The organism is Kribbella sp. NPDC051936 (genome assembly GCF_040680955.1).
GTDB lineage: Bacteria > Actinomycetota > Actinomycetes > Propionibacteriales > Kribbellaceae > Kribbella.
Map to the genome: position 1 here is coordinate 85,812 of NZ_JBFAXS010000013.1, position 19,554 is coordinate 105,365.

Below are 19,554 nucleotides of genomic sequence, written 5' to 3' on the forward strand. Positions count from 1 at the left end.
ATGTGTTCCCAGGGACGCTAGCACCGGCGATCACCGGTGACGAACGAATTTTCAGGCTTCGAGGACCGGTACGTCGTACTTCTGGATGAGCCCGTCCCGCGTAACGAGTGTGAGTCTCTCGGCCAGCGCCTGCGCAACCAGCACCCGGTCGAACGGGTCCCGATGGATCAACGGCAGCCGACCCGCCAGATCAGCGTGCTGCATGGTGATCGGCAGCTCACTCAAGCCACCCTGCCGAATCCACTTGATGAAGTCGTCCGGCAACGTCAGCTTGCCTGCTGCCTGCTTGATCGACAGCTCCCACACAGATGCCGAACTGACGTACACCTCGAGTTCGGTGTCGATCCTTTCCTTGATCTGATCCGACAGTTCGGGGCTGCCGGCCAACCACCACAGCAGGATGTGGGTGTCGAGCAGCAACCGCCCGGAACCGGTCTGCTCGCTCACGACGGCATACCGAAGTCGTCCGCGATTGCCTCGTTGGTGTCAGATGAGTCCCAGTCAGAAGACAAGGCGATCTGGCCCGAGAGCGACCCCCACCCGGTACGGCGGCGTACGGACGGCAGCGGAACAACCTTGGCGACAGGGTGTCCAGCGCGGCTGATGACGACTTCTTCGCCGTGCTCGACGCGTTCGATGATCCGGGACAACTGCGTCTTCGCCTCGTGGATGTTGTACTGCGCGAGTTCGCTCATCAGATCTCCTTAGTCCACTTAGCTAAGTGTACTACCGGCTGACGATCGCGGGCAGGATCCGGGCGCCCGGGACGGGGCCTTCGGCCTGGCGGACCATGCGGCAGCGGCCGGATTCGGCGAGTTCGACGGCCAGGTCGACGGCGCTGCGGCTGTCGGCGGCGAGGAAGAGGCAGGTGGGGCCGGAGCCGGAGATCTGCGCGGCCAGCGCGCCCTGGTCGAGGCCGAACTGGAGCGTGTCGCCGAGCTCCGGGCGCAGCGACAGTGCGGCCGCCTGGAGGTCGTTGCTGAGCGCAACGGCGAGCGCGCCGGGCTGGCCGGACAGCAGCGCGGACATCAGCTCCGGCCGGACCTGCGGCGGCTCGACACGCCGCAACGGGCGCATCCGGTCCAGCTCGCGGTACACCTCCGGCGTGGACAGCCCGCCGTCGGCGATCGCGAACACCCAGTGGAACGTCCCGCGGGACATCACCTCGGTGACCTGCTCGCCGCGCCCCTGGCCGAGCGCCGTGTGCCCGACCAGGCAGAACGGGACGTCGCTGCCGAGCTCGGCCGCATGGTGCTGCAGCTCGGTCTGGGTCAACTGCAGGCCCCACAGCCGGTTGCACGCCACCAGGGTCGCCGCCGCGTCGGTCGAGCCGCCGGCCATCCCGCCGGCCACCGGGATCGTCTTGCGGATCGTCAGGTCGACACCCTCGTCGACGTCGTACTCCGCCTGCAGCAACTGCGCCGCCCGGACCGCGAGGTTGGTCTCGTCGGTCGGTACGTCGTCCGCGAAATCCCCGGCGATCTCGACCGAGATCTCACCGTCGTCGTCCCGCAGGACCGCGGTCACGTCGTCGTACAGGGCAACGGCCTGGTACACCGTGGCGACCGGGTGGAACCCGTCCGGCCGCGGCGGACCGACCGACAGACCCAGATTGATCTTGGCCGGCGCCCGCACCGTGACCTCAGCAGAAGGTGGCACGTCGGACAGGCTAGTGCCTTACCCAGTCCTAGCTGCACCGGCGAGGGCGGCGAACTCTGTGATCCCGAGCATCTCGCCGCGCACCCGCGGGTCGATCCCGGCTGCCTCGAGCACCTCGTCGAGCCGGGAACGGTCGGGCATCCAGCGGGCCAGCGCGGACCGGATCGTCTTGCGGCGCTGCGAGAACGCCGCCTCGATCACCGCGAACACCTCCGCGCGACTCGCCGCCGTCGCCGGCGGGTCGCGGCGCTCGAACGCGACCAGCCCGGAGTCCACGTTCGGTGCCGGCCAGAACACGTTCCGCCCAATCGGCCCGGCGCGCCGCACGTCGGCGTACCACGCGGCCTTCGCCGACGGGACGCCGTACGTCCGCGAGCCCGGCCCGGCGGCCAGCCGGTCCGCGACCTCGGACTGCACCATGACCAGACCGTGCCGCAGCGAGTCCGAGACCTCGAGCAGATGCAGCAGCACCGGTACGGCGACGTTGTACGGCAGGTTCGCCACGCACGCGGTCGGCGTACCGATCTCGGCCGGCCCCACGTCCATCGCGTCCGCCTCGACCACGGTCAGACTCTCCGCCTGCCGGGGCGCGTACGTCGCGACGGTCGACGGCAGCGCCTGCGCGAGCAGCGGGTCGATCTCGACCGCGGTGACCCGGTGACCGTCCGCGAGCAGCGCCAGCGTCAGGGACCCGAGGCCCGGCCCGATCTCCAGCACGGTCTCGCCGTCGGACAGCTCGGCGGCGCGCACGATCCGGCGCACCGTGTTCGGGTCGATGACGAAGTTCTGGCCGCGCTGCTTGGTCGGGCGGACCCCGAGCGACGCGGCCAGCGAACGCACATCAGCCGGACCGAGCAGTCTCGGTCCGGCTGATGTGGATGAATCAGACGAGGTCACCTCGTCAGTGTTTCACTACGCCCGCTTGCCGCAGACAGGCCACGCGCCGTAGCCACCGCGGTCGGCCTTGACCTTTTCCGCGATCGCGATCTGCTGCGCCTTCGACGCGCCGTTGGCGTTGTTGGCGTACGCCGTACCGCCGTAGGCCGCCCAGGTGCCGTGGTCGAACTGCAGACCGCCGTAGTACCCGTTGCCGCTGTCGATCGCCCAGTTGCCGCCGGACTCGCACTCGGCGATCCGGTCCCAGGCGCTCGTGTCACCGGTCGCCGGGGTGTCGGTCTGGGTGGTGACGGTGGGCTCCTCCGGCTTCGGCTTGGTGCCGACCAGGACCTGCTCGTCGACCGCCTCGGTGACCAGCTTCGACCCGACCACCTTCGTGGTCGACAGCTTGCCGTCGAGGTAGGTGTACAGGTACGTGACAGCCTTGGCGCCGTTCGTGCCCTTGACCGTGGTCTTCTTGGTGCCCTCGAGCAACGTCGCCGACTTCGTCTCGTCGGTGCCGTGCGCGACCGCCTCGGTCTTGGTGACGGTCTTCTGCAGGACCTGCACGAAACCGACCTTGTTCACGCCGGCCTTCAGTGGGGTCGCGGCGGCCGGGGTGATCCGGTCGTCGGCGTCCCAGCGCAGCTTCGCCTCGGTCAGCGCCTGACCGACGGTGCCGGCCAGCGACTTGATCGTCACGGTCTTGCCCAGGTGCACGATCTGCACGGTCTTCGGCGTGGTGACGGTCAGCTCCAGCCCCTGGCGGCCCAGTGGCGCGCTCCGGCTGGTGGACAGCTGGGCCCCGTCGTACCGCAGACCCAGGTCGGCGAGCGCCTCGTTGACGCTGTCGGCCGTGGTCCAGTAGGCCTTCTTGGTGCCGTCGGCGTTGACGGTCAGCTGCCGCCCGTACTGCACGGCGATCTCCTGACCGTCCTTCAGCTTCGAGTCCACACCGGGCGCGACGAGGTCGTGCGCACCGATCTGAACTTTCTCGGCCTTCAGGGCGTCTGCCACGGTGGATCCGAAGGTGTGCACCTTCCGCACCTGGCCGTCGACGGAGATGCTGACGGTCTTGCTCTTCGCGGCATACGCCGCGGAGCCACCCGCGACAGCAAACGCGGCCGTCGCACCGACGGCCACGATGATGGACTTACGCACTAACGCTCCCAGGTAGGGCTACCCGGGCACGGGGTGGGACAGCACAGGCCGATCACGAACGCCGGACTGGCTGCCCGGAGCCCCTGATCCCGCCGAGGGGTTGTGCCGTCCGGAATCTTCCCCGATCCCGGCCAACATCACGGGACCATAACGAAGAAGATGCGGAAGTGCCAATCCCCTGGTCGGCGAGTCGCAAAAAGGTGTAACGGGACCCTTACGCGGTGTGATGACCCCACTGCCCCCGATGGACCACTTCGGCGGTCGTCCGGCGCCCTCGTTTCAGTGACGGCGACCGCTTGTCCGGAGCCCGGTGACCGACCGAGAGCACCCCCACCAGATCGAACCCGTCCGGCACCCCGAACTCCTTGAGCAACCGGCCCGCTTTGTCCGCAGGAGGCCCGAAAAAGCAGGCTCCCAAGCCTTCGTCGACGACCGTCTGCAGCATCAGCAGCACCGCCATCCCGGTGTCGACGTACCAGTACGGCGCGGTCCAGCGGCCCTCGTCGCGATCGGTCCAGCCCTTGTCCGGCTCGGTGTACCGATCGAGGTACGCGTCCTTGTGCGCGAAGGCCAGGATCAGCAGCGGCGCCCGGCGCAGCCCTGTGATCCAATCCACATACTTCTCGTCCGGATCCTCGGCCGCGATCCGCCAGTACCGCTCCCGGTCGTCCCCCTCCAGCGTCAGGAACGCCCACCCCTGACTGAACCCGCCCGACGGCGCGCGCAGCCCGTTCTCCAGGATCCGCTCCCGCACGTCCGCGGCCACCGCCCGCTCGGGGTCGTAGTTCCGCACCATCCGCCGCCGCCGCACGACCTCACTGAACTCCATGAGCCCTGTCTATCAGGCCCCTCAGCCGACCCCCGGCGCCCGCGGCCCCGACGGCCGGCCGGGGGCCTGCCGCCCACGCGAGCCGTCGCGTGGCCCCGCCTGACCGCGATCGACGCCCGTCCTGCGACCGGTCGCCCCGGCCGCCGGAGCCTGGCCGCTTGTCACGGCCAGCAGCCGCGCCCGCTGCGCGTTGTCGATCCGGTACTTGCGTTCGACGCGATTGACCGCGGCGTCCAGCCCTGCGATCGCCTTCTGAGCGGCCTCGGTAGCGGCGGCGGTCTTCTGCTCGTCCCCCAGCGACTCGTCCGATTCGACCGCCTCCAAACCGGAGAACGCGGCGCGTAACGGCGCAACCAGCTGCCGGCGTACGTCGGCGCGATCCGCCTCCAGCATCAGGCCGGGCTTGGCAAGACGTGCGTCGATCACCAGGTCGGCCGCGACGTTCCAGCGTTGGGCGTCGTCGGCCAGCATCAGCGTGTGAGTGACCTGCTCGTGGGTCAGCTCGCTGCGCTCCGCCAGCGCCTGATCGAGGTCGCGAACCGCAGAGGTGTAGGCGGGGTAGGCATCGATGCTCGTCTGGGACAGCACCGCGGCCTGCACGTGCTCCAGCCCGGCGTCCGGAAAGACATCGCGGATGATGTTGTCGAGATTGGCGTGTGTCCAGTACTCGGTGCGGCCTTCGTTGTCGGCCTCCGCCGCGGAGTCGTACGGGTACGCCTCCGGCGCCGTCTCGTCGCCGAGCTCGGTGAGCAGATGCGCGGCCTCGTGGGCGAGCGTCCCGATCGCGTCGCGGAGCTCCAACGCTTCGCCGGCGGTCAGCGGCCGGTCGAGATCCCGTGCCTTGCGCAACGGCTCCAGGACGTTGACGACGGACACGGACATGCTGCCGTCGTCACCCGCGGTCCCGAGGAAGTTCGGATCGGTTTCTTCGAGCAGCAACCCGGTCCAGCGGGTCCGGGGAGCAGCGGCGGTCCCGCCGACCCGCTGATCGACGGCGAACACCACCGCGGCCACCAGCCTGTACTCCCAGGACGCCGGGGAGATCTCGGCCTCGGTCACGCCCCGCTGTCCTGACCTTCACGCCGGCGACGCTCGATCAGGCGCTTCAGGGTCGAGTTCATCCGCAGGATCGTGCGGAACTCATGGCGCGGGGCCTGCCGTGCCAGCGCACCGATCTCGGTGATCGCGCGCTCAGCGTGGTCGATCTGCTCGGCCGGCGTGCCGTTGTCGTTGACCGCCTGCGTGACCAGGCTCGCCGCGCGCCAGTACTGCGGGCTGCTGCCGGGCCGGGGTCCGCTGATCAGCTCGGGTAGCTTCTGGGCTCTGATCAGTGCCAGTTCGCGATCGCGTTCGTCGTCGATCTGCTCCGCCAGGGCTTTGAGACGCGCGATCTCGGCGGCCACGGTGGCCTCGTCGGCCCCTCGGAGCGAGTCGGCGAGGGCGAGGACCTGCGCGTCCACGTCGTCGTACCGGACCATTACCAGGGACCCCCGAAGGCGCGGTTCGCGTTGTCGTTGAGGGCTCCGCAGAGTTCGGCGACGGAGATGTTGAGGACGTCGGCCATCTTGCGGACCGTGTGCGGGATCAGGTACGACGCGTTCGGCTTGCCGCGGTACGGCGACGGGGTCAGGTACGGGGCGTCGGTCTCGACCAGGATGCGGTCGAGCGGGGTGACGGCGAGGGCGTCGCGCAGGGACTGGGCGTTCTTGAACGTCACGACGCCGGCGAAGCTCAGGTACGCGCCGCGGTTGACGCAGGCGCGGGCGAATTCGGTGTCGCCGGAGAAGCAGTGCATCACCAGCCGGTCCGGCACGCCTTCGCGGTCCAGGATGCGCAGGATGTCGTCGTGCGCGTCCCGGTCGTGGATCATCAGCGTCTTGCCGAGCCGCTTCGCCAACTCGATGTGCGCGGCGAACGACTCGTGCTGCGCGGCCTGCCCGTCCGCGCCGGTGCGGAAGTAGTCGAGGCCGGTCTCGCCGATCACCCGGACCTTGTCCGAGCTCGCCGCGAGCCGTTCGATCTCGGCGAGCGCGCTGTCCAGCTCGCCGGCCGCCTTCAGCTTCGGCGCCTCGTTCGGGTGCAGGGCGACGCCGGCGATCAGGTTCGGGTACTGCGTCGCGGCCTCGACCGCCCACGCCGCGCCCGGCAGGTCACACCCCACCTGGACGATCCGGGTGACGCCGACCGACGACGCCAGCCGGATCGCCTCCGCCGGGCTCAGCCAGTCCCCGTCCTCCCCGTCGGCGATGTCGAGATGACAGTGCGCGTCGACCACGCTCATCGGCAACGGATCCGGCACCGCCGGCCGGCTCCGGTCCCGCGACCGCCCGTCCTCCCCGACCGCCGCCCGCTCCCGAGTCGGCCGACCCACCTCCACACCATCACCCATGCGTGCCAGGTTACTGAGTCTCGGCGGCCTCCTTGACCTTGGCCACCAGCATCTCCCACATGTCCTGGGAGTGGTCGGCCTCCTCCTCGGTCGCGTTGTTGTCCTGCTCGAGTTTCAGGTGGGTGTTGCCGGTCAGGGTGTAGGTGAGGGTGTGGTAGTTCTCGGGGACGTCGTCTTGCCCCGTGAGCGGACTGAAGTGGGTGAGCTTCAGCAGCCGTTCGGGCTGCACTTCGAGGATCTTTCCCTTGTCCTGATAGGGCTTGCCCTCCCAGTCGCCGTTCCAGGTGATCGGGCTGCCCACCTCCCAGTCCGTCTCCACCTCGGCGCCGAACCACAGCTTCTTCAGCTGCTCGGGACTCGTCAGCACGTCCCACACCCGCGCCGCCGGCGCGTCGATATCGATCTCGGCCACGGCCAGATACCCAGTCATCGTGAACTCCTTTCTCCCCCTGACCGTACGGTTCCCTGCCCGCATGCGCTTGGAGAAAAGCGTCAGCACACCGGTTCGTACGGCACACCGGGCAGGTACTTCGCCCACTCGTCGCCCGACACCGAATCCCCACCGGCGGCACAGATCAGGTCGACGGCCCGGGCCGGCTCCATCTCCCACAACCGGACTGTCCGGTCCGACCCGCCGGTAACGACCGTGTGGCCGTCCGGGCTGAATCCGACAGCCCACACCGCGGCCTGAGAAGCGGAGAGGATCGCGACGGTGGCCGGCACCGTCGGCCTGCCGACGTCCCAGAACCAGACCTGGCCGCTCCGGGTACTCGCGGCGAGCGTGTGCCCGTCGGGGCCGAAGGCGACGCTGGTCACGGTGCCGTCCGGTCCTCGGAGAACGTCGCCGACCGGCGACAGCCGCGCCGGGTCCGAGGCGTCCCACAGTTGCACCGTCCCGTCCGCGCTGCCGGTCGCGAGGATCTTGCCGTCGCGGCTGAAGGCAGCCGAGAACAGCAGGTCGGCGGAGCCTTTGACCGAGGGAAAGGCGCGCAACCGGCGCGGGTCGCTCATGTCCCACAACCGGATCATGCCGTCAGCTGTAACCCCGGCCAGTGTTCGGCTGTCGGGGCTGATGGCAACCATGTAGACGTAGTTGCTGTCCGGACCAGGAGCGGTCGGCAGCGGCGTGACGTGCTGTGGATCGTGGACGTCCCACAGGTAGACCTTGCCGTCGTCCGAGCCGGCCGCCAAGGTACGGCGGTCTGCGCTGAACGCGAGCGATTCGACCACCGCGGCCGGCCCTGTGAGTGGTGGCGGCATGACCTTCGGTCGGGCCGGATCTCCGACGTCCCACAGGACGACCGAGTTCACCGTCGTACCGCCGGCCGCGGTCTTCCCGTCCGGGCTCAGCGCACCGGCGCCGCTGATCGGCTGATCGGCGAGCGGCGACAACAGCGGTGGCGCCAGCACCGCAGGAGCTCGAGGCCGGGAGACGTTCAGCAGAAAGGCTCCGCCGCCGAACGTCACCAACGACCGTCCGTCCGGAGTGAACGCGGCCGAGGCGACGGCCGCGGTCGGTCCGGTGATCACCGGCCCGGGGATCGTCCACAGCCGCGCCACGCCGTCGGAACCCGCCGTCACCAGAGTCCGGTCGCCGTCGGCGAACGCCACCGACGACACCGGCTCCGGATGTGGCAGCGAGGCGACCAGCCGGCCGCTCGCCAGATCCCAGACCTGGGCAACATTGTCCGAGCTGCCCAGCGCCATCAGCCGGCCGTCCGCGGTGAGATCGACGGCGTTCACCCAGTTCTCCGGCACCTGGATCTGCATCGCCATCTTGGCCGGTGCCTCCGGCTTGGCCACGTTCCACCGCTGGAACAGACCTTTCGATCCGCCGATCAGCACCTCGTCGTGCCGCGGAACGAACCGTACGACGTTGATCTGGGCGGACCCGGCCTGTGTCCGGCTGACCAACCGCGGCGTCCGACGATCCGCGACATCCCACAGGTACAACGCACCGGTGGCATCGCCGGCCGCGAGAACCCTGCCGGATTCGCCGAAGGTCACCGTCTGCACGAATCCGCTCAGCGCCGGGATCACCTTGAGCGGCAAGGGCCGGCGTGGATCGTCGACAGCCCACAGACGCACCGATTCGTCCGAGCTCCCCGCCACGAGCGTCCTGCCGTCCGGAGAGAACGCCAGCGAGTAGACCGTGCCGTTCGGACTACCCGGCAGAACCCCAAGGGACATCGGGTGTTCGGGCTCGGTGACGTCCCACAGCCGGATCGTCTTGTCCCGACCACCGGTGGCGAGCAGGCGACCGTCCGGGCTGACGGCGAGCCCGAACACCGGCAGCGTGTGCCCGGTCAACGGTCCGCCGATGCTGCGTGGGCGGCGCCGGTCGCCGATGTCCCAGATCAGGATCGCGGTGTCGCTGGGTCCGGTACCGGCGGCGTACAGGATCCGGCCGTCCGGGCTGAGTACGACGCTCTGTGCTCCCTTGGACGGACGCACGATCCGTGTCACCGAAGGCGAACCGGTCGCGTCGAGCAGACTCGACCGGGCCTCGACCGTCGGGGCGATCCGGTAGGCCGCGAGCGACAACTGTGCCGCCAGTCCGGGGTCTGTCGACCGCAACCTGTCGGCGGTGATCGCGACCTGACGGGACATCGCCAAATCGCGTTCCCGGTCAGCGAGCCGGCGTTTCCAGAAGGCATACACGGTCAGCCCGACAGCCACCAGCGACAAGGCGGTCAGTGCCGCCACGAACTGCTGCAGCCTGCGGGTCCCACGCCTGACTGCCGCGTGCTCGGCCTCCTCCGCCCGCAGACTGGCATCGAGAAACTCGGTCTCGAGCGTGTTCAGGTCGCGGTCGGCCATCGTCCAGTCGCGGACACCCTGTAGGTTGCCGCCCCGGTAGAGCGAGCCGGGATCCCGCTGCAGATCACGCCACTGCCGGGCGGCGTCCGCGAGCTGCCGATGCCGCCGCAGCCCTTCGCGGTCGTTGTCGATCCATCGTCGCAGCCGGGGCCACGCGGTGATGAGCGCCTCGTGGCTGATCTCGACACTGTCCGCGTCCATGGTCAGCAGCCGGGCTCCGACGAAGTGTTCGACCTCTTCGCCGAGATCGGCGCCGTTGCCTTCGAGTTCGCTGCGCACGACCTTGCGCCGGCTGATCGCGAAGTCGTCACCGAGATTCACCAGCCGGAGGAACAGCCGCCGGGCGATGGTCTGTTGGGCCGGGTTCAAGTCGTTGTAGACGGCCTCGGCGGTCGCAGCGACGGCGCCCTTGATGCTGCCGGTCAGCAGGTACCCATGAGTCGTCATGCGCCCCCGCTCGGCCCGCTGCCAGGTCGCGAGCAGCGCGTGCGAGAGCAACGGCAGCGACCCTGCCGTCGAGGGCGCGGCGTCGGCCGGCGCCAGCGCCGGTGACGCGTCCCGGATCAGCAACTCGACAAGCCCTTCGTCGAGCTGCACGGCGGCCTTGGCGGCCGGCTCGACGATCGCCCTGCGCAGTTCGTCCTCGGTCAGCGGACCGACCACGAACTGCGCGCCCTGCAAGGCGGCCGCGATCTCGGGGTACTGCAATGCCTGCGGGTAGAAGTCAGCCCGCAAAGCCAGTACGACGACGGTGGCCACCCCCGACCGCAGCTCCGTCGACTCCCGTGGAACCGGCGCCCGCGTGACAGCGTCCAACGCCGCGACGAAGACACCGCGTTCCTTCTCGTCCGGACACATCGTGAACAGTTCCTCGAACTGGTCGACGACGATGATCAAGCGATCGAGCGCGGGGACAGCGGCCCCTTCCGGCGCGTTGGTCCGCGCCGCCTGCACGTACGCCGCCGCCTGCTCGACGACCGCGGCGGGATCACTCGCCAACTGCTCGGCGAACACCTCGGACCCGACCCGCGTACCGGCCGTCAGCCCGGACGCCAACTGGCGCAGGGGTTCCGCGCCCGGCGCCATCAACACGACGGGCCACGCGGGCCGGCCGGGAGCGGCCCGGTCGGTGAGTGCCGGGATCACGCCCGCCCGCACCAGCGAGGACTTTCCCGAGCCCGACGCACCGACAATCGTTTGCATGCCGCCACCCGCGGCGTGCCGTGAGAGGACCTGGTCGACGATCTGCTCGGTCAGCACCTCCCGACCGAAGAACCACTCGGCATCGGCCGGCTGGAAGCTTCGCAACCCGCGGTACGGCGGGCTTCCGCCCTTCGGCCCGGGCAGCTGCCGGACGCGTCGGCGCGCTTCAAGCCAGCGCTCGATCTCGTCCTCGCCGGTGATGCCGCAGATCCGCAGAACCTCCACGAACAAGGCCTTCGACGCGTCCGACGGCACGCTGCGGCCGGCGAACCACTCGCCGATCGTGCTGTGCGGCTGGGCGCCACCGACCATGGTGGAGATGTTCCGGACGGTCAGGCCCGCCCGGGTTCGCAGCACGGTCAGCTCGTCGGCGAACTGCATCCGGGTCTGGACGTGATCCGGTGAAGCTGTCCGCGGCTCGACCAATGGCTCGTCCATGGCGCCCCCCTCAAAGCCCCAACTCCCACAGCGAGTAGTCACGACGCTACAGGACGACGCCCGCCGGCGCTGTACGCCGCCGTGTACGTCCTTGTACGGAGATCTGCGCGTGCCCGCACGGAGCACCGCCGTGGCCCGACCGTGGGAGCTAGACCAGTTCGAAACTCGGATTTCGGAGCCGCGCGGCGAACCCGCGGCGGCTCCTCGAGGGGGAATCCAATGAACGCGATCCAGCCACGCCTACCCGAACCGTCCGCCAGCCCCGGCCGGCCCCGTCGGTATCCGGCCGCCTACCACGCCCGGGCAGTGGTCCGGCCGGCCGTGGACCGACCGGTCGGACCGCCGATCCGGCTGGTCGTCGGGCCGCCGCCGGTCCGTGCCCTCCGCGCGATCTGGCGCGGCGTATGCCGTCTGTTCGGCAGACCCGACGTACCACCGCCGCCGCGAGCCGTGCAGGGCGCTCCGCGATGCCTGCACTGCAAGGGACGGATGGCCGAGAAGTACCGCGAACTGCCCGAGCCGTACGGCGTCTGGGCGGTCTTCACCTGCAGCGCCGTCGGCTGCCCGGTGTGCCAAGGGCCGTGCCGGAGTCAGTCCCGGATGTTCCTGCCGGCGCATTGGCAGTCCGGACCACCGGGACAGATCACGTACCTCTGACCGACAGCCGGATCGTGCAGGAAGTCAGCATTCGGGGCCATGTTCCGCTCCGGGCGGCGAACAGTAACTTGCAGCGAGGTTCCGCCCCGATCGACAGGAGCAGTCGATGTCCCGGATCAGCTCAGTTCTTGCCCTTCTCGGCCTGGTGATGGGGTCGACCGCGCTGCCGGCCGAAACGCCCGCGCCGATTCCCGTGCAGGTCTTCAGCCTGACCGATCTGCACGGGTATCTGTCCGAGACCGAGAACCTGACCATCGCCGGCCCGTCGGGCACCCAGCAGGTCGGCGGTGCCGGGTACTTGAAGGCGCACCTGGACCGGCTCCGGAAGCCGAACAGCTTCCTGATCGGCTCGGGCGATCAGTTCAGCGGCTGGCCTGACTACACGCAGGCGTTCGCGAACGAGCCGACCATCGAGGTGCTGAACGCGCTCGGGATGGACTTCGACGCGGCCGGCAACCACGAGTTCGACCGCGAGTTCCCGTTCCTGCGGCGGATGACGACCGGAGCCTGCTACGGCAAGCCCGGCTTCGACAGCTGCTTCAAGGACTCCACCGGCCGCAACTTCCACGGCACCGACTACGCGTACCACGCGGCGAACATCGTCGACCCGCGGACCGAGCGCCCGGTGCTCCCGCCGTACTGGATCGCCCGGGCGGGATCGCAGCGGATCGGGTTCATCGGGCTGGGCTTTCCGGGTACGCCGACCGAGACGCTGTCGATCGAAGGCTCCGGATTCGAGTTCCAGGGCGTCGTCGAGGCCGCGAACCGGGCGGCGGCCGAACTGAAGGCCCAGGGCGTGAACGCGATCGTCGTGAGCATGCACGAAGGCGGGCAGCAGGGCGGCCTGTACGACGAGTGCAAGAACCCGACCGGCCCGATCTTCGACGCCGCCCGGACGATGTCGCCGGACATCGACGTGATCCTCGGCGGCCATTGGCACACCGCGTTCAAGTGCATGATTCCGGACCCGAACGGCGTACCGCGTCCGGTCCTGGAGGCGAGCAACCACGGGCGCGTGCTGGGTGAGGTGAACCTCTCGCTCGATCCGTCCACCGGTGAAGTGATCCGGGACGCGACCACCGCCACCAACCACGCGGTCACCAAGGACATCACGCCGGACGCGGGCGTCCAGAAGATCGTGAAGTACTGGACCGACAAGTGGGCGGCGCGTCAGCAGGAGCCGCTCACGAAGCTCGACCGCGACCTCGACTTCGCACGCACCGCCGAGAGCCGGACGGGCAACCTGGTCGCGGACCTCTACAAGTCGGAGGCGGACGGCGACTTCGCGCTGGTGCCGGCCGACCTGGGCGTCGACGTGATCGCCGCCGGGCTGCAGGCCGGGACGGTGACGTACGGCGGGGCGTGGCCGGTCGCCGGGATCTCGCCGATCACCACGTTGTCGATGAAGGGCTCCACGGTCGAGGCCGTCCTGGAACAGCAGTGGATCCCACCGGCGTACGGCTGCAGCCGGCTGTCATCGCTCGCGACCTCGGCGAACTTCCGCTACACCTACGATCTCGGCGGGCCGGTCGGCGACAGGGTCGATCCGGCCAAGGTGCTGATCGACGGCAAACCACTGCAACTCGGAAAGACCTATCGCGTGACGACGAGCGCCGCGATGCCCTTGCACGGCGCGCAGTACGGCTATCCGGGCTTCCAGCAGTACACGGATCTCACCAGAGCGCCGCGGATGGGCCAGGAAGTGTTCCTCACCTACCTGCGCACCCACCCGTTGCTCAAGGCACCCAGTCTGGGCCGGGTGACGGCGATCCCGGGTACGCCGCCGCCGGCCGACGGCCCGTTCGGTCCGCTGACGCTGCTGCCGCAGAGCGAGATGACGGCCACCGCCACGAGCCAGGGCTCGGCCGCGTACAGCGCGTCGGCCGCGATCGACGGCAGCTGTACGACGATGTGGCACTCGAACTGGAGCCCGCACGCCCCGCTCCCGCAGTACATCACCCTCGACCTCAAGACGCCCCGGGCGATCGAGGCGCTCGTCTACACGCCGCGCCAGGACGCCGACGTACCGAACGGCCGCATCTCGTCGTACGACGTCCAGACGAGCACCGACGGCGTCACGTTCACCTCGGCGGTGCAGGGATCCTGGGACGGCACGGTCGACGCGAAGATCGCCCGCCTCCCGGCAGGTACGACGGCACGCTACGTGCGGCTCGTCGGACTGGCCGGCGGTGCGGACTACGCGGCGGCGACCGAGCTCAATATAGCTCTAGCTCCGGCTTCCTGACCGCGTTGCGATGGGCCGTCGGGGACATCCCGTACCGGCGGCCGAACTGCCGGCTCAGGTAGTGCGGCGAGTCGAACCCGACCGCGGCCGCGATCTGCGCCACCGACATGTCGGTGGCTCCGAGCAGCTCGGCGGCGCGCTGCAGCCGGAGCGCGAGCACGACGTTCATGATCGAGTCGCCGACCTGCTCCTTGAACAGGTGCGCGAGGCGGGACACGGACACTTGCGCCAGCCCGGCCAGTGAGGTCAACGTGTGTGGGCGGGCCGGGTCGGCGGTGATGACCTCGAGCACCAGGTGCACGCGCGCATCCAGGTGCTGCGTCTCCCGGCGCAGGCTGGCGACGGCGGTCAGCAGCACCTCCTCGATACCGTTCATCGTCAGCTCGGTCGCGACGCTCTTCTCCAGCAGGTGCAGCTCGGTGTCGCCGGTCGGGGACAGCCCGGCCCGCTGCGCGTCGCGATGCAGGCGGTCGAACGCCGACACCACGCGATCGGTCTCCGACGACCGGGTCAGCCGTACGTACGACAGTCCCGGCATTGCCTGGGGCAACGACAACCACGAGTGCCATTCGCGGCGCGGCTGGAAATGCGCCCACCAGGACTCCCAGTACGTGCCGACGGTCCCGTAGTCGTGCGGGGTGCCCGGGCTGACCAGTACGACGTCCCCGTGGCGCAGCATCAGCTTGTTCTGCCCGATCAGGTACCGGCCCGTGCCGGACGCCGTGTAGAGCAGGTACCAACTGCCCACACCGTCCGGCCGCACGACCCGGTAGTCGCCGCCGCTGTGGAAGTGGCCGGTGACCAGCTTGCTCGGCGGCGGGATCTCGCTGTACAGCTCGATGAGCACCTGGGTAGCAAGATCGTGCTCGAAGTCAGCAGGCTCCGTCATGGTGGATCCCCTCGTCGGGGCTCCAAGATTAGCGGAACCACAGCAAGATCCTGCACCCGACCGAATCGAGGATCCCGTGCCCTTCCGCCCCGTCGCCGAGCTCGACCACGACACCGGCACGCTCGTCTTCGAGCACGGGTGGCAGTCGTGGAGCCCGAGCGGCTGGTACCGGCTGGACGCCCGCCCGCCCCGCCCGACTGCTCCGAATCATCACGTGATGGCGTACCGCCCGGGGGTCGAGGCCGGCCGCTTCCAGGGCGAGGGCCTGCTCGCGGTCGCGACCGGCGGCGAGGTCACCACCGTCTCCGCCACCTCCCCCGACGCGGTCCCGTCGATCCGCGCCGAGGTGCGCGGCGACAAGCTGGTGATCGAGGCCGACGGCGAGGTCGACGTCAGGACCAGCACGCACGCCAACCCCAACCAGGCGCTCGCCGACTGGGCCGACGCGTTCGCGGCCGGCGCGCCGCCGGTGCGCGTGTTCGGGCCGTCCTGGTGCAGCTGGTACGCGTATTGGGGCAAGGTTACCGAACGCGACGTGATGACCGACGTACGCCAGTTCGACCAGCACGACCTGAGTGTCGACCTGGTCCTGCTCGACGAGGGCTACCAGTCCGCGATCGGCGACTGGCTGACGCCGCGCGACGACTTCGGTTCGACCGTGACGCTCGCCGCCGACATCCGTTCGAGCGGTCGCCGGGCCGGCATCTGGGTCGCGCCGTTCCTGGTCGCGAGCGGCAGCGAGACGGCCTGGAAACATCCGGAATGGCTGGTTCCGGGCATTTCCGCCGGCACGAACTGGGGCCAGGAGCAACTGGTCCTCGACGTGACGCATCCGGGCGCCGTGCGGCACATCCAGGACGTGTTCACCGAGCTGTGCCGCCAGGGGTACGACCACTTCAAGCTCGACTTCCTGTACGCCGGCGCGATCGAGGGACCGCGGCACGAGCGGGTCGACGGCATCGCGGCGTACCGGCTCGGACTGCGGCTGCTGCGCCAAGCTGTCGGATCGAACCGGATCCTGCACGGCTGCGGCGCCCCGATCCTCCCGAGCCTCGGACTCGTCGACTGCATGCGGATCTCGCCCGACACCGATCCGCTGGTCGAGCCGCCGTCCGGCGACATCAGCCAGCCCGGCCAGCGCGGCGCCCGGTCCACCTCGGTGGCGCGCGAGTTCCTGCACGGCCGGTGGTGGGCGAACGACTCCGACTGCCTGATCGTCCGGCCCGACGTCCAGGAGCGCGAGCTGTGGGCGCAGCACATCGAGCAGGGCCCCGGCCTGCGGATGTCCAGCGACCCGATCGGCGCACTCGACCGGTGGGGCATCGACCGCACCCGCGAGCTGCTCGTCCCGAGCTCACCGCGCCCGCATCCGCTGAAGGATCCCGATGCTTAGGCCGGCACCCCGGCGTACCCGCCGGATCGGCCAGGCCCGGCAGACCGCCGCGGCCTACGCCCTGCTTGCGCCGAGCCTGGTCGGCGTACTGGGGTTCCTGCTCGCGCCGGTCGTCATCGTGCTGGTGGTCAGCCTGTTCGACTGGAAGCTGCTGTCGACGCCGGAGTTCATCGGCTTCGCCAACTACCAGAAGCTCTTCGCGGACTCGGACGTCTGGCACTCGCTGCTGGTCACGTTGTACTACGTGGTGATCTGCGTCCCCGGCACGACGATCCTGTCGCTGCTCCTGGCGCTTCTGGTCGACCGCAAGCTGCGCGGCATGAGGTACTTCCGGGCGCTCCTGGTCATCCCGTGGATGGCCACGCCGGTCGCTCTCGGCCTGGTCTGGAGCTGGATCTTCGATCCCGGCCGCGGCGCGCTGAACCAGTTCCTCGGACTGTTCGGGATCGACGGCCCGGCGTGGCTGTCGTCGCCGGTGCTGGCGATGCCGAGCGTGGCCGCCGTCCACATCTGGCAGTTCGCCGGGTACAACATGCTGTTCTTCCTGGCGGGGCTGCAGAATATCCCGCGGTCGTTGCGCGAGGCGTCGTCGCTGGACGGCGCGTCACCGGTCGCGCATTTCTTCACGATCACGCTCCCGCTGCTGCGGCCGACGATGCTGTTCGTGCTGATCACCAACGTGATCGGCTCGTTCCAGGCCTTCGACACGGTCTTCGTGATGACCGAGGGCGGTCCCGGTGACAGCACCGAGGTCGCGACGTACCTGATCTACGACGAGGCGTTCCGCAAGTTCGACTTCGGGTACGCGTCGACGATCTCGGTGCTGCTGTTCGCGGTGGTGCTGGTCGCGACGATCAGCCAGTTCGCGTACTTCGAACGCCGTACGACCTATGAGGTGTCCGGATGAAACTGCGCGTCTTCACCTACGCGGTGCTGGTGATCGGGTGCGTGTTCTCGATCTTCCCGTACTTCCTGACTGTGCTCACCGCGTTCAAGGGCCCCGGGCAACTGTCCGAGACGATGCCGTGGGAACCCGGACTGCCACCGAGTACGGCGGCGTTCGAGCGGCTGTTCGACTCCGGCTTCGGTGGCTACCTCGTCAACACCGCACTCGTCACGGCCGGCATCACGCTCGGCCAGGTGGTGTTCGCGATCCTGGCGGCGTACGCGTTCGCGCGGCTGTCGTTCCCGGGCCGGGACGCCCTGTTCTGGGTGTATTTGTCGACACTGATGGTCCCGCCGGTGGTCACGATGATCCCGCTCTACCTGATGATGCAGAAGCTCGGACTGGTGGACACCTGGGCCGGCCTGATGCTGCCGACGATGCTCGGGACGCCGTACGCGATCTTCCTGCTCCGCCAGTTCTTCCGCGGCATCCCCGCGGATCTCGAGGACGCGGCCCGGATCGACGGCGCCGGGCGGCTCCGGACGCTGGTGTCGATCGTGCTGCCGTTGTCGAAACCGATCCTGGTCACGGTCACCACGCTCGCCGTGGTGGCGAACTGGAACAGCTTCCTGTGGCCGCTGATCGTTACCAGCAGCGAGGACAAGCGGCTGCTGTCGGTCGGGATCGCCTTGTTCAAGGGGGAGATCGGCGTCGACTACAACGCCGTGATGGCCGGCAGCCTGATCGCGCTGGCGCCGCTGCTGGTCCTGTTCGTCGTCTTCCAGCGCTTCATCGTCCGCTCGGTCGCCGTTACCGGGCTCAAGTAGGTCGGAGACTCTCATGTCGTTGTCCAGGAGGACATTTCTGATCGGCGCCGGCAGTGTGCTCGCGCTCGCCGGCTGCGGCTCGTCCGACGACAAGGCCGCCGGCGGCGGCAAGGTCGAGCTCGTCTACCGGCTGTGGGACGAGCAGCAGGAGGTGGGCTACAAGACCGTCTTCGCCGAGTTCACCAAGGAGAACCCGGACATCACGGTCCGGATGGAAGTGCTGCCGTGGGACCAGTACTGGACCAAGCTGACCACCGAGCTGGCCAGCGGCAAGGCACCGGACGTGTTCTGGCTGACCGTCGACTACTTCCCCGACTTCGCGAGCAAGGGTGTCTTGACGCCGCTCGACGACCTGATCTCGAAGGCCGGCCTGAAACTCGACTCGTACCACCCGAACGTCGTGCAGTCGTACAAGTTCGAGGACAAGCAGCTGGGGATGCCGAAGGACATGGGCATCGTCGGACTGCTCTACAACAGGGACCTGTTCGCGAAGGCCGGTGTCACGATGCCGGCCGAGCTGACCTGGGCGCCGGACGGCTCGGGCAGCTTCCTCGAGGTCGCCCGCAAGCTGACCGTCGGCAAGCAGTGGGGCTTCTGTTCCTGGAACCACAGCCAGACCCAGTGGCTGAACTGGATCGCGTCGAACGGCGGCCACGCGATGGACAAGCCGTACGGCAGCTTCGACTTCGCCGGGGACAAGTCGGTCGAGGCGCTGCAGTTCGCGCGCGACCTGGTGTTCAAGTGGAAAGTGTCGCCGGACGGCACCCGGACCAACCCGCCGACGGGCCAGGCGACCGAGATGTTCTACCGCGGCGAGGTCGCGATGTTCCCGGCGAACAACGCGCTGCTGCCGTTCGCGCTGCCCGAGGTGAAGTTCCCGATCGGGGTCGCGGCGATGCCGGCCGGACCGGCGGGCCGGACCGTGGTGATCAACGGGCTCGCCGAGGCGATGTTCGCGAAGACGAAGCACCCCGACGAGGCCGGCAAGCTGGTCGCCTTCCTCGGCTCGGAGAAGGCCCAGCGGCTGATGGGCGACGCCGGCTACATCATCCCGGCGCTCAACGACGCCGGCGCCGGGTACCAGGCGTTCTGGAAGAAGAAGAACATCGACGTCCAGCCCTTCCTCGAATCGGCCGCCGGCAGCACCGTCAACCTCCCGATCGCCGAAGGCTGGACCGCGAAGTCCCCCGAGATCAACAAGACCGTCAACGACCTGTACCTGAACAAGGTCGGCGTCGCCGACATCGCCGCCGCCATGGACAAGATCGGAAACAACAAGTGA

At 69.1% G+C, this 19,554-nt stretch carries 18 protein-coding genes; 6 read left to right on the plus strand and 12 right to left on the minus strand.

All coding sequences use genetic code 11. The features are described from left to right. Positions 1 to 51 precede the first annotated feature (51 nt). The 11 genes from AB0L64_RS37865 to AB0L64_RS37915 all read right to left on the minus strand — a co-directional run bounded on the left by AB0L64_RS37865 (position 52) and on the right by AB0L64_RS37915 (position 11,375). Positions 52 to 447 (minus strand): type II toxin-antitoxin system VapC family toxin, encoded by a 396-nt coding sequence (locus AB0L64_RS37865; protein ID WP_363717792.1) that lies wholly within the window; start codon positions 445 to 447, stop codon positions 52 to 54. Then, positions 444 to 695: a type II toxin-antitoxin system prevent-host-death family antitoxin gene (locus tag AB0L64_RS37870; protein WP_363717793.1), complete on the minus strand. Its 252-nt coding sequence runs from the start codon at positions 693 to 695 to the stop codon at positions 444 to 446. The genes AB0L64_RS37865 and AB0L64_RS37870 overlap by 4 nt, the downstream gene beginning before the upstream one ends. A gap of 31 nt (positions 696 to 726) precedes the next feature. Then, positions 727 to 1,659, minus strand: coding sequence for a 4-(cytidine 5'-diphospho)-2-C-methyl-D-erythritol kinase (locus AB0L64_RS37875; protein WP_363717794.1), 933 nt, complete (start codon positions 1,657 to 1,659; stop codon positions 727 to 729). Between the two features lie 18 nt (positions 1,660 to 1,677). Then, positions 1,678 to 2,499, minus strand: a complete 822-nt coding sequence (gene rsmA, locus AB0L64_RS37880; RefSeq protein ID WP_363717795.1) for a 16S rRNA (adenine(1518)-N(6)/adenine(1519)-N(6))-dimethyltransferase RsmA — start codon at positions 2,497 to 2,499, stop codon at positions 1,678 to 1,680. A gap of 72 nt (positions 2,500 to 2,571) precedes the next feature. After that, positions 2,572 to 3,696 carry a ubiquitin-like domain-containing protein gene (locus AB0L64_RS37885; protein ID WP_363717796.1) on the minus strand — a complete coding sequence of 375 codons (1,125 nt, stop codon included), beginning with the start codon at positions 3,694 to 3,696 and terminating at the stop codon, positions 2,572 to 2,574. A 214-nt stretch (positions 3,697 to 3,910) separates the two neighbouring features. Then, on the minus strand, positions 3,911 to 4,525 hold the full coding sequence (locus AB0L64_RS37890; protein WP_363717797.1) for a nitroreductase family protein: 615 nt from the start codon (positions 4,523 to 4,525) through the stop codon (positions 3,911 to 3,913). Positions 4,526 to 4,546: 21 nt separating this feature from the next. Then, positions 4,547 to 5,584, minus strand: a complete 1,038-nt coding sequence (locus AB0L64_RS37895) for a hypothetical protein (RefSeq protein WP_363717798.1) — start codon at positions 5,582 to 5,584, stop codon at positions 4,547 to 4,549. Next, the gene (locus tag AB0L64_RS37900; RefSeq protein ID WP_363717799.1) at positions 5,581 to 6,003 is read right to left on the minus strand and encodes a hypothetical protein; all 423 of its coding nucleotides are present in this window, start codon (positions 6,001 to 6,003) and stop codon (positions 5,581 to 5,583) included. Before AB0L64_RS37900 ends, AB0L64_RS37895 begins: the two co-directional genes overlap by 4 nt. After that, positions 6,003 to 6,914 (minus strand): TatD family hydrolase, encoded by a 912-nt coding sequence (locus AB0L64_RS37905; RefSeq protein WP_363717800.1) that lies wholly within the window; start codon positions 6,912 to 6,914, stop codon positions 6,003 to 6,005. The genes AB0L64_RS37900 and AB0L64_RS37905 overlap by 1 nt, the downstream gene beginning before the upstream one ends. Before the next feature lie 10 nt (positions 6,915 to 6,924). Then, the gene (locus AB0L64_RS37910; RefSeq protein ID WP_363717801.1) at positions 6,925 to 7,344 is read right to left on the minus strand and encodes an SRPBCC domain-containing protein; all 420 of its coding nucleotides are present in this window, start codon (positions 7,342 to 7,344) and stop codon (positions 6,925 to 6,927) included. A gap of 62 nt (positions 7,345 to 7,406) precedes the next feature. Beyond that, positions 7,407 to 11,375, minus strand: a complete 3,969-nt coding sequence (locus AB0L64_RS37915; protein WP_363717802.1) for a WD40 repeat domain-containing protein — start codon at positions 11,373 to 11,375, stop codon at positions 7,407 to 7,409. A 321-nt stretch (positions 11,376 to 11,696) separates the two neighbouring features. Between AB0L64_RS37915 and AB0L64_RS37920 the strand changes: the two genes are divergently transcribed. Both AB0L64_RS37920 and AB0L64_RS37925 read left to right on the plus strand, forming a co-directional pair. Beyond that, on the plus strand, positions 11,697 to 12,032 hold the full coding sequence (locus tag AB0L64_RS37920; RefSeq protein ID WP_363717803.1) for a hypothetical protein: 336 nt from the start codon (positions 11,697 to 11,699) through the stop codon (positions 12,030 to 12,032). 106 nt (positions 12,033 to 12,138) lie between these two features. Beyond that, a complete protein-coding gene (locus AB0L64_RS37925; protein ID WP_363717804.1) occupies positions 12,139 to 14,277 on the plus strand; it encodes a discoidin domain-containing protein in 2,139 nt (712 codons plus the stop codon). On the opposite strand, the gene AB0L64_RS37930 is transcribed toward AB0L64_RS37925, so the two are convergent. Further along, positions 14,249 to 15,166: a helix-turn-helix domain-containing protein gene (locus AB0L64_RS37930; protein ID WP_363717805.1), complete on the minus strand. Its 918-nt coding sequence runs from the start codon at positions 15,164 to 15,166 to the stop codon at positions 14,249 to 14,251. The genes AB0L64_RS37925 and AB0L64_RS37930 overlap by 29 nt on opposite strands. A 76-nt stretch (positions 15,167 to 15,242) precedes the next feature. Here AB0L64_RS37930 and AB0L64_RS37935 point away from each other — a divergent pair, with 76 nt between their 5' ends. From AB0L64_RS37935 to AB0L64_RS37950, 4 genes are read left to right on the plus strand one after another with little or no spacing between them, the layout of a single operon-like run. Continuing rightward, on the plus strand, positions 15,243 to 16,559 hold the full coding sequence (locus tag AB0L64_RS37935; RefSeq protein WP_363717806.1) for a glycoside hydrolase family 36 protein: 1,317 nt from the start codon (positions 15,243 to 15,245) through the stop codon (positions 16,557 to 16,559). Beyond that, positions 16,552 to 17,466, plus strand: a complete 915-nt coding sequence (locus AB0L64_RS37940; protein WP_363717807.1) for a sugar ABC transporter permease — start codon at positions 16,552 to 16,554, stop codon at positions 17,464 to 17,466. The genes AB0L64_RS37935 and AB0L64_RS37940 overlap by 8 nt, the downstream gene beginning before the upstream one ends. Further along, a complete protein-coding gene (locus AB0L64_RS37945; RefSeq protein WP_363717808.1) occupies positions 17,463 to 18,272 on the plus strand; it encodes a carbohydrate ABC transporter permease in 810 nt (269 codons plus the stop codon). Before AB0L64_RS37940 ends, AB0L64_RS37945 begins: the two co-directional genes overlap by 4 nt. Before the next feature lie 13 nt (positions 18,273 to 18,285). Then, positions 18,286 to 19,554 carry a sugar ABC transporter substrate-binding protein gene (locus AB0L64_RS37950; protein ID WP_363717809.1) on the plus strand — a complete coding sequence of 423 codons (1,269 nt, stop codon included), beginning with the start codon at positions 18,286 to 18,288 and terminating at the stop codon, positions 19,552 to 19,554.

Coding starts and splice junctions, on each gene's coding strand:
- AB0L64_RS37905 (WP_363717800.1), bottom strand. CDS start 6,914: ATGGGTGATGGTGTGGAGGTGGGTCGGCCGACTCGGGAGCGGGCGGCG.
- AB0L64_RS37940 (WP_363717807.1), top strand. CDS start 16,552: ATGCTTAGGCCGGCACCCCGGCGTACCCGCCGGATCGGCCAGGCCCGG.
- AB0L64_RS37900 (WP_363717799.1), bottom strand. CDS start 6,003: ATGGTCCGGTACGACGACGTGGACGCGCAGGTCCTCGCCCTCGCCGAC.
- AB0L64_RS37910 (WP_363717801.1), bottom strand. CDS start 7,344: ATGACTGGGTATCTGGCCGTGGCCGAGATCGATATCGACGCGCCGGCG.
- AB0L64_RS37890 (WP_363717797.1), bottom strand. CDS start 4,525: ATGGAGTTCAGTGAGGTCGTGCGGCGGCGGCGGATGGTGCGGAACTAC.
- AB0L64_RS37945 (WP_363717808.1), top strand. CDS start 17,463: ATGAAACTGCGCGTCTTCACCTACGCGGTGCTGGTGATCGGGTGCGTG.
- AB0L64_RS37930 (WP_363717805.1), bottom strand. CDS start 15,166: ATGACGGAGCCTGCTGACTTCGAGCACGATCTTGCTACCCAGGTGCTC.
- AB0L64_RS37870 (WP_363717793.1), bottom strand. CDS start 695: ATGAGCGAACTCGCGCAGTACAACATCCACGAGGCGAAGACGCAGTTG.
- AB0L64_RS37925 (WP_363717804.1), top strand. CDS start 12,139: ATGTCCCGGATCAGCTCAGTTCTTGCCCTTCTCGGCCTGGTGATGGGG.
- AB0L64_RS37950 (WP_363717809.1), top strand. CDS start 18,286: ATGTCGTTGTCCAGGAGGACATTTCTGATCGGCGCCGGCAGTGTGCTC.
- AB0L64_RS37915 (WP_363717802.1), bottom strand. CDS start 11,375: ATGGACGAGCCATTGGTCGAGCCGCGGACAGCTTCACCGGATCACGTC.